Here is a 15,373-nt window from a genome sequence, read left to right as displayed (position 1 = left end):
ACAAGAAACAAACTTATGACCATTCATCAATTATCCGTTTTCGTGGAAAACAAGTCGGGAACCTTGCTTCAGGTGCTCGAACTCTTCAAGGAAGCCGGCATCCAGCTCATCGCTTCCACCATTTCCGATACGGTGGAATATGGAATCTACCGCATCATCTGTTCCGAACCGCAGCGGGCGTATGACACCCTGAAGCAGGCCGGCATTTCCGTCAGCATGTCCGAAGTCTTTGCCATCACCCTCGACAATACCCCGGGACAGGCAGCCAATGCGGTCCGCCGTTTCAGTGAAGCCGGAATCGGCATCTCCTACCTCTATTCCTTCCTGCTCGGAGGAAAAGGTATTCTGGTGTTCCGTACCGACAGCAACGATCTGGCACGCGACGTCATCCTGACCCACCGGATGAACTACATCGACGAGCAGGCACTCACTGCCATCTGAATCATCTGAAACAACTTTATATGAAAATCCTCCTGCCTTCAGCCTCAGACAAGTCCAGGCCGGAAAACAGGAGGATTTTCATATAAGGTTCCGGAGACAGGGTGCCCCATCTGTCCGGAAAAATCTTCTTCAGCAAGAATCCACAAATAACAAGCGGCTATTCCGTGAAAGCCTCGCAGAAAGTCCGCATGCTCTCAGCGGAAAGTCAGAAATTTGTTGCAGGAGAAATTCACGGCCCCGTAAATAAAGAGCCCCAGGAACTGAGCCAGATACTCATTGCAGTGCAGAAGTTCCACCAGCACCAGCAGGAACACAAACTGCGCACTGTAAGCCAGCGCGAAAGCCCCCGCAAAGAACAGCATCTGATGCCATACCGTATTCTTCTTGTTTTCCTTGTCCAGCGGGAAAATCCAGTACTTGCACCAGATAAAGTTATGAATCTGCGACACCACATACGCCGTCACATTGGCCAGCATGTAATCCTCCTTCCTGATGTGCATCATCAGCCAGACCACAAAGGCCGCAATGAGCGCATTAAGCGTTCCGATTATTGTAAAGCGCAGAATTCGTACACGTTCTTTCATTCACCAAGTTTTCGGGGTTTTCACAATAGGAATTGTCACAAACAGGGATTGTCACAAACAGGTTTTTCACAAAATGAAGGACACGAAATATCACATCTCATGTCCTTCTTCTGAAAAGTTTAAAATTCTCCAATAAAGAATCACTTGTTATCTACAATCTTCAAATTCAGTTCATCAAGCTGCTTCTGGTCGAGGAATCCCGGAGCATCCAGCATCACGTCGCGTCCTGAATTGTTCTTCGGGAATGCGATACAGTCGCGGATGGAATCCAGTCCTGCGAACAGAGATACCCAGCGGTCGAGTCCGTATGCCAGACCTCCGTGAGGAGGAGCACCGAACTTGAAGGCGTTCATCAGGAAGCCGAACTGCTCCTGAGCCTTCTCGGGTGTAAAGCCCAGAATCTCAAACATCTTGGCCTGAAGCTGTGAGTCATGGATACGGATAGATCCTCCACCTACTTCCACACCATTGACCACCATATCGTAAGCATCTGCACGTACAGCTGCCGGATCAGTATCCAGTAAAGGAATATCCTCATCTTTCGGATGAGTAAACGGATGGTGCATAGCCATCAGACGGCCTTCCTCTTCGCTCCATTCGAACATCGGGAAGTCAACCACCCACAGACAGGCAAACTTGTTCTTGTCGCGCAGTCCCAGCTGGTTACCCATTTCCAGACGCAGTTCACACAGCTGCTTGCGGGTCTTCATCGCATCGTCACCGCTCAGAATCAGGATCAGGTCACCCGGTTTGGCACCGAAAGCCTCCTTCATCTGCTGCAATACTTCCTGTGAATAGAACTTGTCCACGCTTGACTTCACGTTGCCGTCAGCTTCCACACGGGCGTAAACCAGTCCCTTGGCACCGATCTGCGGACGTTTCACAAATTCGGTCAGCTGGTCCAGCTGCTTGCGGGTGTAGTGGGCAGCACCTTCGGCACAGATACCGCCGATATAGGCTGCATTGTCGAATACAGAGAATCCGTATCCCTTCAGGATGTCCATCAGTTCCACGAACTTCATGCCGAAACGCAGGTCCGGTTTGTCGCTGCCGTAATATTTCATGGCATCTGCCCAGGGCATGCGCAGGAACGGTTCAGTCAGTTCCACGCCGCGCAGTTCCTTAAACAGGTGCTTGGCCATACCTTCAAAAGTCTCGATAATGTCTTCCTGTTCCACGAAGCTCATTTCGCAGTCAATCTGCGTGAACTCCGGCTGACGGTCAGCACGCAGGTCTTCATCGCGGAAACACTTCACGATCTGGAAGTAGCGGTCGAATCCTGATACCATCAGCAGCTGCTTCAGCGTCTGCGGAGACTGCGGAAGCGCATAGAACTGTCCCGGATTCATACGTGAAGGAACCACGAAGTCACGGGCACCTTCCGGAGTAGAACCGATCAGCATCGGAGTTTCCACTTCCAGGAATCCCAGTCCGTCCAGATAACGGCGTACTTCCATGGTCATGCGGTGACGCAGTTCCAGGTTCTTGCGCACAGCCGTACGGCGCAGGTCCAGATAACGGTATTTCATACGCAGGTCATCCCCGCCGTCGGTATTGTCCTCGATGGTAAACGGAGGAGTCTGTGCCGAATTCAGCACGGTCAGCTCTTCCACCGTGATTTCCACCTCACCCGTAGGCAGGTTGGGATTCTTGCTGGAACGTTCGTTCACCGTACCCTTTACCTGAATGACATACTCACGGCCCAGGTGGCTGGCCCGTTCGCAAAGTTCTGCGTTCACGTCCGTGTTAAACACCAGCTGGGTGATACCGTAACGGTCGCGGAGGTCAACAAAAGTCATACCTCCCATCTTGCGTACACGCTGTACCCATCCGGCCAGCGTCACGCTCTTTCCTGCATCAGCGATTCTCAGTTCGCCGCATGTATGATTTCTGAACATATCTTCAATCTTGTTTTTTTCTTCGCACAAAGGTAATACATGTTTTTTACATGCCCAAACCTTCCGCCTATTTTTCGCACTTCTTTCCCCGCTAAGGCTCGCCCAGACATTTTACGATCAGTTCCACCTCCGGTTTCAGGTAATATTTCCGTGTCTTCTCATAACCCATGCGGCGGAGGCCCTCCCACAGTTCCGGACACCCCTGTATCCAGCGGCTCAGGTTCTGTGAAGCCGTTTTCTGCCGGCTTTGCGGGAAATACATCCGGGCCAGTTCACTCTTGTGGTAGATCCGCAGCCGGAATTCCCCGGTCTCTTCTGCCACACAGGATCGTTCATTGAGGTTCATTTTTCTTCAGTTTTCCAGGTTTCTTACTACCTATAAAGATACAAAAAATATCCCGGAACACCAAGTGCTCCGGGATATTTTTCAGGAAAAATTCCGGGGGATTATCCGAACAGCCTGCACCGTCCCCGGCATTTCTGTTCCGCCAGGTCACTCTCCACGTCATAGCAGGGACAGAGCTTGATCCACTCTTCCGGTTCCACCACTCCGTCGCCGTCCCTGTCCGGGCTCAGATCCCTGTGGCCCACCACCTTCCGGATTCTGTAGTCCTCACAGAGCACCCTCACCAGTACGCGGATCGACCGTTTCTGTTCCTCGGTCCGGGTGTCTGCCGGATTTCCTCCCGCATCCAGTCCCCCTTCATACGCAATGCCGATGCTGTTCGCGTTATGCCCTTTCGCATGTGCGCCCGCCTGCCCACCGGACGCATGGAACAGATCTCTCCGTCACGCCGCACGTAATAATGATACCCGCACCCGTTGAATCCCCGCTGCCGGTGCATCCGGTCCAGTTCAGCCGGAGAGAGGGACTTGTCCTCTCTCGTGGCCGTACAGTGAATGACAATCAGGTCAATCTTTCTCATTCTCCACTCCTTTCTTTCCATTTCCCGGTCAGGATGCAAAGCAGGCATCTCAGAATCCGGACAATTACTTTTACAGCTTTCATACTTCCATTATTTTACGGTCAGACACCCATTCCGCCTCCTTCCTCTTCTTCCCCGGCTTCAGCCGTCTTCTTAACCGGCACACGCTCATACGACAGGTTCGCCAGCGCATCCTGCAGGGTCAGTCCCGGACGGAAGTTGATGCGTGCCCTCTCGATCAGCCCGACATGGTATTCCTCTTCCACTTCCGCTCCCTTGCCGCTCAGTCCCAGCTGGAGCGATCCCAGTTCACCCAGACGTACGATTTCACCGCTCTGCAGCCCCTCGCTCACCACGTCTTCCAGGGCCGTCAGCACCGCCATGGTGTCCGCCCTCGTCACCGTACATTCCCGCTGGATGCGCTCCGCGATCTCACGGATCCCCATCACCCCGCGCGCCTGCGCCTGTGCATAATACTTCATCGGAGCCCCTTTGTCGCCCGGATTCTTTCTTCCCACTACTGAATAAGTCACTGCTTTCTCCATACACAATTTGTTTAAAAGGTTAGTACTTGTTTTAATTTGACAAAACAAAGATACGACACCCCTTCCCCCGCCATGTAGACATTTGCAGGGTTGTGTAGACTTAAAGGGAAAATATTTTTTTGTTTAACTGTCATTATTACAGATCAATGCCATGCAGCAGAAAAAGTACTCTTTTTTATGCTAATTCTAGGTTTTATCAAAAATATCTATTACCTTTGCATCAACAAATCCCGCCCGCTTCCCGTAAGATTAGCGTACCCAGCGGGACATTTTTATTTATGGGAGTCAGATATACACATCAAGCCATAACTACAGAACAGCAAATTGAAATTCTAAAAGAAAGAGGTTTGCTGATTGATGACGTTAAGCAAGCAATTGAAATTCTTGACACCATCAGCTATTTTCGTCTTGCGGGTTATTGGCGACACTTTGAGACTGACCATTCTACCCATCAATTTAGGGAAAACTGTAGTTTCTCTGATGTTACAGACCTTTACTCTTTTGACAAACAACTTAGGGTTTTACTGTTTACTGCCATCCAAACGATTGAGGTTTCTGTCCGCACTAAAATAATCAAGCATTTAGCTCTTGAATTTGGTGCTTTTTGGTTTATGGACGAAAACTACGCCATCAATAAAACCCGTTTTGCAGCAAATCTGTCTGTAATCCGTAAAGAAGTATCTCGTTCACACGATGATTTCATCACCGAGCATTTTCGAAAATATAGCGAACCAGACCTGCCGCCTGTTTGGAAAACATTGGAAGTTATCTCAATGGGTACACTATCCAAGCTCTACGCAAATTTTTCGGATTCAGCAGCAAAACATGCTGTGGCAAGAGAATTCGGTTTGAAACACCACAAATTCCTGAGAAGTTGGCTGGAATGTCTTGCTGTACTTCGTAACTGTTGTGCCCATCACTCAAGACTGTCAAACCGTGTCTTTCCTGTCAAGCCAATGATGCCGGAGCGTATGCCGAACACTTGGATAACGGATTTTTCATTTCGCGAACAAACTCTTTATCCTCAACTCTGCTATGTAGTGTATTGGCTTAACTCCATTTTTACTGACAACACTTTTGTAACTGACTTCAAGCAGCTTTTGGCAAGACATCAATCAGTAAATCCGCACTTGTTAGGCTTCCCTTACAACTGGGAACAAGAGCCTTTGTGGAAATAAAAATCGGAAAGATGATGGATTTCAGCAAACTCACTAATGGCAGCAACAATATATGCAATTACATTTTTGTCAATTTCCTGCTCACCTTTTAAAACGACAGATGCCGACATGCCAAGGGCATCAAGCACCTTTGTAACTGTCTTTATCGTAAGCCCTTTTCCTCTCTCTATCTTAGAAATCTGAGCTTTACCGACTCCTACCCGTTCACCGAGCTCTTCCTGAGTAAGTCCTTTGCGAAGACGTTCATTCCGAATCATCAAACCTATATTTTCCAACCTGTTTGTCATACGATCTATTTTTACACGCAAACAAATATACAACAAAGTTTCCAAAACAGGAAACAATTATATGTATATCCGTAAAGATACCACTCTGAAAGCAATGATGAACAACAGAATAAAACAGTCCGTAGAGGTTTCTGCAAAAGAAACACTATCTTTGCAGCGTTATCCGACATCTGAAATTTACGAACGATTATGAAGAAAAAAATTGTAACATTTGGGGAAATTATGATGCGACTGACCACTCCGGGAAACCTGAGACTCCAGCAAAGTCGCGAACTGTCAGTCAATTACGGAGGAAGTGAGGCCAATGTAGCCATCTCGGTGGCAAACTTCGGCGGCCAGGTGGACTATGTGACCCGCCTGCCCGAAAACCCGCTGGGAGAAGCCTGCATCGCCGAACTCCGCTCACATAACATCGGTACGGATCACATCCTCACGGGAGGAAAACGCCTCGGTACCTACTACATGGAAAAGGCTGCGGCCATGAGAAACTCACGCGTCATCTACGACCGCGAAGGCTCCTCTTTTTCCGAACTCGAACCCGGCATGATCAACTGGAAAGAGATCTTCAGCGATGCCGGCCTGTTCCACTGGTCCGGTATCGACGCAGCCCTGACTCCGGGACTGGCCGAAGTGTGCCGGGAAGCCGTTGAAACCGCCAGGGAAATGGGAATCTCCGTCTCCTACGACATCAACTACCGCAAGAACCTCTGGAAGTACGGAAAGACAGCCCAGGAAGTACTCCGCCCGCTGATTGCCTCCAGCGACATCATGTTCGGCAGCGAAGGCGAATATGCCATGCTCTTCGGACTCAAGGCTCCGGGATTCAAGGCCACAAGCGCAGCCGACCGGTATGACACCGCAGCCTACGAAACATTCTGCCGGGAGATCGCCCGGGAAGTGCCCCAGTGCCGCTACATCTACACGCCCTGCGCAACGTGATGAACTCCGAACACCACACCTTCGCCGGAATACTCTATGCCGACGGCACCATGTACCACACCCGCGTGTACGACATCAACAATGTCATCGACTGTGTCGGAGTGGGAGACGCATTCTGCGGTGCCCTTCTCTATGCCCAGTCAGCCTGGACCGACAACCAGAAAAGAGTGGATTTCTCTACGGCCGCTTCCGTCCTGAAAAACACCATCTCCGGCGACTACAACATGGTCAAGGTTTCCGAAGTGGAGGAACTGATGGCCCGCAACGAAAAGGGGGAACTGGAAAGATAATCAAAAAGGGGGAAAATCAACATGAGAGGGTGCCTGCTTCACCAGCAAGACATCCTCTCATGTCAGCTATTTCATCTGTGCATGAAACACTTGCGAATGACATATTTCAATAATAGGTTCTCCAAGTACATCTTCAATAGAAATCAGTGTATCAATAGTGAAGTTATGAGTTCCACGCATCCACCGACTTATTTCAGACTCTTTTTTCCCAAGACGCAGGGCAAGGTCTTTTTGCTTAAGGCCCTTATCTTTCAGAATTTCGTGTATTCTATCCACAATCTTAAAAGACAAATCAACCATACGCTTAACTTCAGGATTAACCTTCTCGCGTCTTTTCTCGATTATGCTACTCTTTTTCATCTCTTGCAAAATTTAAATTACCAACTAATTCTTTATCTACCAAAATGATTTTGCCATCTTTTATGCGTGAGGCAATAAAACGGCTTGTATCAATCAGCATCTCCACATATGGAGCAAGTGATTTACTATTTTGCCATGAATCAGAATCTTTCAATCCACCATTTCCAAAAATCAATATCTTATCTGAAATCCTCAAACAATACAAACGAAGCTTATTCCCTACATCAATCGGAACTACTCCAACTCCATCCCCATATCTTCCTTCGGGACGAAAATAGCGTTCTAATGCACCATTCTCTCCGATTTTATCAAGCCATGCAATGATAACATCAATCTCTTCATCATATCCACAGCCTTCCGGAAATTTCTCAAAAAAACGTTCAAGCTCTGATAGTTCTTCCTCTTCCAGATGAATGCTATAAAAATTTACGGCATCATGCTCTTCAACTAATTCGATATGATATTTTTGCTGCATCTTAACATAAAAGTTAATTCTGATACAAATATAGAATTATTATTTCAAATATCAAAACTTAACTTATAAATTAAGCTGATACTATTTTTATCAGACAATTTATCCCTCCCCGGGATCCTCATGTATCCTCACATGTATTTCCAAATTGTTTTTACATAAAACACCAGTAAAAATTATAATTCATTGATCACATTCCCAAAATTCCCTCTGAACTAACTTCATTCTTTACTTTAAAGAAATATGCTTATAAACCCTACTTTTCAACATATTATAAATTCATAATTTTCGCATCTTTGTTTTAACATTTCACCTTTCCGGATGGTTGCCTTAACTTTGCTTCTGTAAAACAAATATTATTTACTTTTTTTTCATTCAACCTTAAATTTGGAAAGATGGAAAACAATCTGATGACCGTATTCACGCGCATCTTCCACACGCAGGGAGACTCCCTCGTGGAACTGTCTGCCTGGATCGAAAATGTCCGCAACGGACAATGGAAAAATGAAGTGGAGAACTACCGCAGGCTGATGGCCGAAGGAAAGAAACAGGAAGCTGCCTCCGTCAAGGAACAGCTGCCTGCCCTCGTACCTGCCGGAAACTGCCTGCGCGGACGTTATCCCAAGTGTCTCACCAACCGCACCGGCTATGCCATGTTCGACATGGACAAGATGCCGCCCGACGTGCTCCGGAACGCTTTTGCCCGGCTGAAGGAAGTTCCCTGGGTGGCAGCCTGTCATGTCACTGTCTCCGGAACCGGTCTCCGCATCTTCGTCTGCATCGGTGTGGTACATCCCGATGTCTACCGCCGGGCCTATGAGATCGTGGCGCACGCCCTTGAACAGGTTGCCGGACATCCCTGCGACATGCAGTGCAAGGATCTCTGCCGCCTCACGCTCGCGTCTTATGACCCTGAAGCTTATCTGGCACCGGAACCCCTCACCTTTCCCTACGAGGAAGGAAACAATCCGCTCCTGTATCAGCCGGCCACGGGAACCGACTCTTCCGAGGATTACCGGTTCAATGGCAGAAACGCAGGCTATGCGTACGGGGATACTCTCCGGAACGCAGGGAATTCGGGTGGACCGGCTCCCGGAAACATGCCCGGTTATGCTCCCGTAAATCCTGCTGATTATGCTTCCGGAAACGCCGGTTTCAGGCCCTTCGGAATCCCCGAAGATCCCAACGACGACTGCCGTTATGTACCCCTCCGTGACCCCGAAGCTTTTCTGGCGAATTTTTTCCGGAAAAACAAGTTTCAAGAGGGTCAGCGGCACAATGTCCTGCTCCGTCTGGGACGCAACATCCGCTGGCGGAGATTCAACCCGTACGACTTTGAACGGCTGAAACACAGCGCCTTCCGCATGATGGGCCAGCTCCCTTACAGCGAATATTGCAGCGCGATGGACTGGGGCTACAACCATGCCGATTTGGGTCCATGGGTCCACATGGACCCTAATGGACCCTCCACCGTGAGAAAAGAATCCGACGAGGATGATCTGATGAGTCATGCACCCCTGTTTCCCGAGTGGATTTACGACAAGCTCCCGCCCCTGATCCGGCGCGGCATCATAGCCGCCCGTTCCGGCCGCCAGCGCGACATGCTCCTCATGTCCATACTCACCAACCTCAGCGGATGCGTTCCGCTGGTGCGCACCCTCTATGCCCTCCGTCTCTACTCCCCCCATTTCTTCTTCGCAGCCGTCGCCCCCGCAGGTTCCGGCAAGGGTGTGGTAGCCCTGTCAGCCCTGCTCGGCAGCAAGATTCACCGCGAAATGGAGGAAAACAACCGCCGGGAGCGCAAGGAATACGAGCAGAAGATGCTGGAATGGGAGGCCGAACAGAAACGGGCCTTCCGCGAGAAACGCAAGCCCGACATCAGTCTCAAGCCCGAAGAACCCCGGTGGCACGTGCTGAACGTACCGCCCAACACCTCCAAGAGCCAGCTGATGACCGACCTCTACAACTCCGGCGAGATCGGAATCATCTGCAACACCACCGAGATCGACTCCTTCACCGCTGCCCTGGGAACGGACTACGGCAAGCATGCCTCCGAACTGCGTATGATCTACCACCACGAAGCCGTGGGACAGAACTACAAGATCGACGGCCACCCCATTCTCATCCAGCGCCCCCGCATGGCCATCTGCATGGCCGGTACCCTGCAACAGCTGGTCAACTTCGTGTCATCGAAGGAAGACGGTATGTACAGCCGTCTGGCCCTGCTCACGGGAAAGGGTGAAAGCGGCTGGATTTCAGCGGCTCCCGATTCGGACGACGAATGGATCGACGGCGACGAACTCTTTGAGAATCTGGCAGATGATGTGCTTCAGGCCTACCATTTCCTGCTCAACTCCCCCACCTCCGTCCATTTCACCCGCGAACAGTGGAAGATCCACAACAAGCTGTTCGGTCACATGATGCAGAATGTCTCGCTGGAGGACGGAGAAGGCAACGAGGCCATTGTGGGACGTCACGGACTGCTGACGATGCGCATCGCCATGGTGCTCACCGCCCTGCGCAAGTGGGAAGCCGGCTGGAACATGAAGGATGTCACCTGCAGCGACGAGGATTTCAACATCACCATCGAGCTGGTCAAGGTGCTGCTGGAACACAGCCTTTCCCTCTCCACCATCCTGCCCGGAACGGAACGGAAACGCTCGCAGATGACCTGTTTCCACCGCGTACTGGAGTGCTACAAGAAGCTGCCCGAGAGCTTCACTTACATGGAATATCTCACCGCGACGGCTGCCATGGACATCTCCCGTTCCACGGCCAAGCGATGGCTCAAGAAGATGCTGAAACAGAACCTGGTAGCATACGACAACGGCATCTACCGCAAGGTGCATTCCACGGAATAGGGTCCATATAGAAAAAGTGGACCCAGGTGGACCCTGAAAACGTTTCGGCGTTTCAGTCAAAAGGCTTCGGCGTTTGCATGGAAACGCCGAAGCCTTTTTTTATTTTCCGGGCAGGTATTTCCGGCCTGTCCGCGGAGCCCTAATCTTCCAGGATCTTCTTCCGTACGCTTCTCCAGGGCCCCTTGAAGAGCATCCGGACCAGATATTTGGTCAGCCGCTTGAGCTGCATCTCGTCCGACCAGCTCAGCTTGATCTTCCCGCAGGCAATCAGGGTCAGGAAATTCCCCAGTGCATTCAGTGCATACTCGGCCTCCGTAAACTGATACCCTTCAGGGGTGTGGCGCAGCCATCTTTTCGGTTTCTCACTCTCTGTCTTTTGCTCCCGTTTTTCTGTTTTTACTTCTTTTTGTCTCATGGGTGAATATATTTTACCGGCCAAATGAAAAAAAATGTCCGGTTTTAAGATTCTTTAAACTCGTTAAAATCGAGAACGAAATCGAATTGAAATTCTCATAAAATCTCCTTGAAATTTCTTTTTCTTAAGAAGTCCAACACAAAATTAATAGTTGTTTTTGAAAAATATTGGAAATTTTGTTTTAAATTAAAACATAATGTTCACCTTTGTCTCGCAATTGTGAATAACAATTGCATCTGCACCCAAAAAATTCCGGTTTTATCCCTTCTTCCCGGTCCCCGGTTGGGAGAGGTAACCGCGAAGCGCACCCCAAACGTAGCTTCCTTTCGCTCTGGCCCCCGGACGAGGAAGTGACCACGGTTCCGGCCCCCGGGGCGTGGTGGTCAACAATGAATCTATTCAGCAAAAAATCGGAAAGTCAGTCAGATTCCGGCCCCCGGAATCGCGACGGCTTAGTAACATCAAAGGAAACCTAAAATCATTATGACATTCAAATCAAACATTCTCTGCTTCCTGACAGCAGCCTTCCTGCTGTCAGGCTGTACCTCTTATAAGAAGGTGCCCTATTTGCAGAATTCTGCGACAGTCAATGTACCGGCCGGAGAAATTCCGCTCTACGACGCCCGGATCATGCCCAAGGATCTGCTGACCATTACCGTCAGCACCACCGATCCCCAGGCCAGTGTTCCTTTTAACCTGACGGTCCCCACTACCGTGTCCCAAAATTCCACCAGCCTGACTTCCCAGCCTGCAATGCAACAGTATCTGGTAAATAATAAAGGAGAAATTGATTTCCCTGTACTGGGAAAATTAAAGATCAGCGGCATGACCAAAAATGAATGCGAAGCCATGCTCCGCGACCGGCTGGCCCCCTACCTGAAGGAAACCCCGATTGTAAATGTCCGCATGGTGAACTATAAGATTTCCGTATTGGGTGAAGTCAAAAGCCCCGGCACTTTCACGGTCAGCAACGAAAAAGTGAATGTACTGGAAGCCCTGGCTATGGCAGGAGATATGACAGTATATGGAGTCCGTGACAATGTGAAGCTGGTCCGCGAAACGGCAGACGGAGGACGCGACATTCAGGAGCTGAACCTGAACGATGCCAATCTGATCCGTTCCCCCTATTTCTACCTCCAGCAGAATGACATTCTGTATGTCAGTCCCAACAAGACTGCCGCCCGCAACTCTGATATCGGCAACAGTACGACCCTGTGGATCAGTGCCACTTCCATTTTAGTATCAATTGCCAGCCTGTTAGTCACCATATTAAAGTAAAGTTATCATGAGCAACGAAAAATACGACGATCTTTTTACGGCTGAAGACGAAAAGCCCATCGACTATAAAGCGATTCTGTTTGAATACCTGATGTACTGGCCCTGGTTTGTAGCCTGCCTCATTCTCTGCCTGATCGGAGCCTGGGGATACCTGCGCTATCAGACTCCGGTTTACAATGTGAATGCCACGGTACTGATCAAGCAAGATGACAAGGGGAAAGGCAGTGCCAACAGTCCGCTTGCCACCATGCAGGATCTCGGGATGCTGAGCATGGCCAGCAATTTTGACAATGAAATGGAAATCCTCCGTTCCCGCACCTTAATCAAAAAGGTAGTCAATACCCTGGGGCTGAACATCCGCTATGCGGAACCCCGCAGTTTCGGCTATGCCCTGCCGCTTTATAAGCATGATACTCCCATCAAGGTCTGGATGACTCCCGAAGAAGCGGATAAGTTGGCTGCCCCCTTGAATTTACAGCTGGACTGCACACCTGACGGTAAAGTCAAAGCTACCGCAAAGTATATACAAAATGGAAAGGAAGGCACCACTGAAAAGACTTTTGACCGCCTGCCCGGTGTACTCGTCACTCCCGTGGGAACCCTGACGCTGAATGCGAAAGATAGTACAAAGATTCAGGAAGAACGTACTATTCAGGTACAGATTGTTTCTCCTACCTCAGCCGCCAAGGTATGTCAGAGAAATCTGTCTACCGAACCAACCAGTAAACAGACCACCATTGTACGACTGAACTACAACGATACCCATGTAGGCCGGGGTCTGGATTTCCTGACTACGCTGGTAGCGCTGTATAATGCCGATGCCAACGATGACAAGAACGAGGTAGCCAGCCGGACGGCCGAATTTATCGACGAACGCATCAGCATCATCAATCACGAACTGGGCACTACGGAAAGCGAACTGGCCCAGTATAAACAGAAGGCGGGACTGACCGACCTGACCAGTGATGCACAGTTGGCTCTGCAAGGCAATGCCGAATATGAGCAGAAACGGGCTGAGAATGCCACCCAGCTCCGTCTTGTAGAATTCCTGAAAGAATACATCGAACGTCCCGAGAACCGGATGGAAATTATTCCGGCCAATATCGGACTGAGCGACAACGGACTGTCCACCCTGATCGGACAGTATAACGAGATGCTGACCGAGCGCAAACGGTTGCTCCGCACTTCCAGTGAAAGCAACCCCGCCGTGGTCAATCTGGATACCTCTCTGGAAGCTACCCGAAAGAATATCCAGACCTCCGTGGCAAGCGTGCTGAAAGGACTGGAAATCACCCGCAACGACCTGAACCGCGAGGCTGCCCAGTTCGCAAGCCGGATCAGCAATGCCCCCCAGCAGGAAAAAGAATTGCTCAGCATCTCCCGTCAACAGGAAATCAAGGCCAGCCTGTACCTGATGCTGCTTCAGAAGCGCGAAGAAAATGCGATAACCCTAGCCGCTACGGCGAATAATGGCCGTATGGTGGAAGAACCGCTGGCCGGCGGTATGGTCGGGCCGAATGGAAAAACGTATTATATGCTGGCCCTCCTTCTTGGACTGGGCATTCCTGTAGCGATCATCTTCCTTCGCAACCTGCTCCGCTTCAAGATAGAAAGCCGGGCTGATATCGAAAAAATCACCGATGTTCCGGTCATTGGAGATATTCCTCTGACCGATACGGAAGGACATCCCATTGTGGTGCAGGAAAACCGCAACGGCCTGATGGAAGAAGTGTTCCGTTCTGTCCGTACAAATGTACAGTATATGCTGGGAGAAGGCCAGAAAGTGATCCTCTTTACCTCCACCACCTCCGGTGAAGGCAAGAGTTTCAGTGCCGGAAATCTGGCCTGCAGTTTTGCCTTTATGGGCAAGAAGGTGGTGATTGTCGGTCTGGATATCCGCAAACCCGGACTGAACAAGGTCTTTGAGATCTCTCATAAGGAACGGGGGATTACCCAATACCTGGCCGATCCGAAACAAACCGATCTGATGAGTCTCTGCCAGCCTTCTGCCATCTCCCCCAACCTCTTTATCCTGCCGGGCGGAACAGTCCCTCCCAATCCGACAGAGTTGGTAGCACGGAAATCCTTGGATCATGCACTGGAGATTCTGAAAGAACACTTTGACTACGTCATTCTGGATACCGCACCGATCGGTATGGTCACTGATACTCAGCTGATTGCCCGTGTAGCAGATCTGAGCGTCTATGTCTGCCGCGCTGATTATACCCACAAAAGCGACTATGAACTGATCAATGACCTGAAACGTGAAAACAAGTTGCCGAATCTCTGTACCCTGATCAACGGTATTGATATGGATCAGCGCAAAAATGGTTACTACTATGGTTATGGCAAATATGGCAAGTATGGCAAATATGGCTATGGCAAGAAATATGGCTATGGCTATGGCTACGGCTACGGAAAAGAGAAATAGCCCTCTTGCATTATAAAAATACAGTTTTTGCAGGGACTCTGGGATTGGATCATTTTGAAGTATATATATGGAAAATAAATCAACTATACAGGAATTTCTGGAAAGACTTATAGACAATTCACAAGAAACAAAAACTTCATGGGAAAGTCTGAAAAAAACAACTACCGTCTCCTGTTGAAAAGCGGGTCTGTCATTTTCGAAATCACAGAAAGTGAAAAATCAGATACCGATTTTGCCTATAATCTGAGTCTGTATGACCTACATGAATGTTTTGCTTCCTATAATGTCAAACTTTCCTATGATCCGGAACAGATTTTCAGCTTGCTGGAAAAACTGAGAAAAGCCATTTATCAAAACCAGAAAGTACTGGAAGAAAAAAAGATTCGTTCACTTTATAATGATCTGTTGTAAACAAAGACAAAGCTATGATATAAACTGACAATTCCTCTGCTTCTAGATATTTCATAA

The 15,373-nt window shown here is 49.4% G+C and carries 14 protein-coding genes and 2 pseudogenes; 7 read left to right on the top strand and 9 right to left on the bottom strand.

Annotation, left to right across the window (positions count from 1 at the left end):
* Positions 1-15 precede the first annotated feature (15 nt).
* Positions 16-441, top strand: coding sequence for an ACT domain-containing protein (locus BACCOPRO_RS03260; protein ID WP_008140897.1), 426 nt, complete (start codon positions 16-18; stop codon positions 439-441).
* A 194-nt stretch (positions 442-635) separates the two neighbouring features.
* On the opposite strand, the gene BACCOPRO_RS03255 is transcribed toward BACCOPRO_RS03260, so the two are convergent.
* From BACCOPRO_RS03255 to BACCOPRO_RS03235, 5 genes and pseudogenes are all read right to left on the bottom strand, one after another.
* The gene (locus tag BACCOPRO_RS03255; protein WP_008140894.1) at positions 636-1,025 is read right to left on the bottom strand and encodes a GtrA family protein; all 390 of its coding nucleotides are present in this window, start codon (positions 1,023-1,025) and stop codon (positions 636-638) included.
* Positions 1,026-1,165: 140 nt separating this feature from the next.
* Entirely contained in the window at positions 1,166-2,923 is a 1,758-nt protein-coding gene (gene aspS / locus BACCOPRO_RS03250; protein WP_040311135.1) for an aspartate--tRNA ligase, read from the bottom strand.
* Positions 2,924-3,014: 91 nt separating this feature from the next.
* A complete protein-coding gene (locus BACCOPRO_RS03245) occupies positions 3,015-3,269 on the bottom strand; it encodes a DUF4248 domain-containing protein (protein WP_008140890.1) in 255 nt (84 codons plus the stop codon).
* A 101-nt stretch (positions 3,270-3,370) separates the two neighbouring features.
* Positions 3,371-3,849, bottom strand: a pseudogene (locus BACCOPRO_RS03240) (N-acetylmuramoyl-L-alanine amidase).
* Positions 3,850-3,950: 101 nt separating this feature from the next.
* Complete coding sequence (locus tag BACCOPRO_RS03235; RefSeq protein ID WP_008140883.1) at positions 3,951-4,394, bottom strand: HU family DNA-binding protein; 444 nt, start codon at positions 4,392-4,394, stop codon at positions 3,951-3,953.
* Between the two features lie 278 nt (positions 4,395-4,672).
* Between BACCOPRO_RS03235 and BACCOPRO_RS03230 the strand changes: the two genes are divergently transcribed.
* Entirely contained in the window at positions 4,673-5,572 is a 900-nt protein-coding gene (locus BACCOPRO_RS03230; RefSeq protein WP_008140879.1) for an Abi family protein, read from the top strand.
* On the opposite strand, the gene BACCOPRO_RS03225 is transcribed toward BACCOPRO_RS03230, so the two are convergent.
* Positions 5,539-5,904, bottom strand: coding sequence for a helix-turn-helix domain-containing protein (locus tag BACCOPRO_RS03225; protein ID WP_246497784.1), 366 nt, complete (start codon positions 5,902-5,904; stop codon positions 5,539-5,541). The genes BACCOPRO_RS03230 and BACCOPRO_RS03225 overlap by 34 nt on opposite strands.
* A 144-nt stretch (positions 5,905-6,048) precedes the next feature.
* Between BACCOPRO_RS03225 and BACCOPRO_RS03220 the strand changes: the two are divergent.
* Positions 6,049-7,088, top strand: a pseudogene (locus tag BACCOPRO_RS03220) (PfkB family carbohydrate kinase).
* Positions 7,089-7,154: 66 nt separating this feature from the next.
* Here the strand turns inward: BACCOPRO_RS03220 and BACCOPRO_RS03215 are convergent.
* A complete protein-coding gene (locus BACCOPRO_RS03215; protein WP_008140870.1) occupies positions 7,155-7,448 on the bottom strand; it encodes a helix-turn-helix domain-containing protein in 294 nt (97 codons plus the stop codon).
* Entirely contained in the window at positions 7,435-7,923 is a 489-nt protein-coding gene (locus BACCOPRO_RS03210; RefSeq protein ID WP_008140869.1) for a hypothetical protein, read from the bottom strand. The genes BACCOPRO_RS03215 and BACCOPRO_RS03210 overlap by 14 nt, the downstream gene beginning before the upstream one ends.
* 392 nt (positions 7,924-8,315) lie before the next feature.
* On the opposite strand from BACCOPRO_RS03210, the gene BACCOPRO_RS03205 reads away from it, so the two are divergent.
* Positions 8,316-10,781 (top strand): DUF3987 domain-containing protein, encoded by a 2,466-nt coding sequence (locus BACCOPRO_RS03205; protein ID WP_040311087.1) that lies wholly within the window; start codon positions 8,316-8,318, stop codon positions 10,779-10,781.
* Between the two features lie 139 nt (positions 10,782-10,920).
* Here BACCOPRO_RS03205 and BACCOPRO_RS03200 read toward each other — a convergent pair whose 3' ends face one another.
* Positions 10,921-11,196, bottom strand: a complete 276-nt coding sequence (locus BACCOPRO_RS03200) for a hypothetical protein (protein WP_008140862.1) — start codon at positions 11,194-11,196, stop codon at positions 10,921-10,923.
* A gap of 483 nt (positions 11,197-11,679) precedes the next feature.
* Between BACCOPRO_RS03200 and BACCOPRO_RS03195 the strand changes: the two genes are divergently transcribed.
* The 3 genes from BACCOPRO_RS03195 (at position 11,680) to BACCOPRO_RS03185 (ending at position 15,316) form a co-directional block, all read left to right on the top strand.
* A complete protein-coding gene (locus BACCOPRO_RS03195) occupies positions 11,680-12,474 on the top strand; it encodes a polysaccharide biosynthesis/export family protein (protein ID WP_008140860.1) in 795 nt (264 codons plus the stop codon).
* 7 nt (positions 12,475-12,481) lie between these two features.
* Positions 12,482-14,905, top strand: a complete 2,424-nt coding sequence (locus BACCOPRO_RS03190; protein WP_008140858.1) for a GumC family protein — start codon at positions 12,482-12,484, stop codon at positions 14,903-14,905.
* Between the two features lie 138 nt (positions 14,906-15,043).
* Complete coding sequence (locus BACCOPRO_RS03185; RefSeq protein ID WP_008140856.1) at positions 15,044-15,316, top strand: hypothetical protein; 273 nt, start codon at positions 15,044-15,046, stop codon at positions 15,314-15,316.
* Positions 15,317-15,373: the final 57 nt, after the last annotated feature.

The organism is Phocaeicola coprophilus DSM 18228 = JCM 13818 (genome assembly GCF_000157915.1).
Taxonomy (GTDB): Bacteria; Bacteroidota; Bacteroidia; order Bacteroidales; family Bacteroidaceae; genus Phocaeicola; species Phocaeicola coprophilus.
Note: the sequence above shows the minus strand (reverse complement) of the source record. Positions and strands in the feature narration are given on the sequence as shown.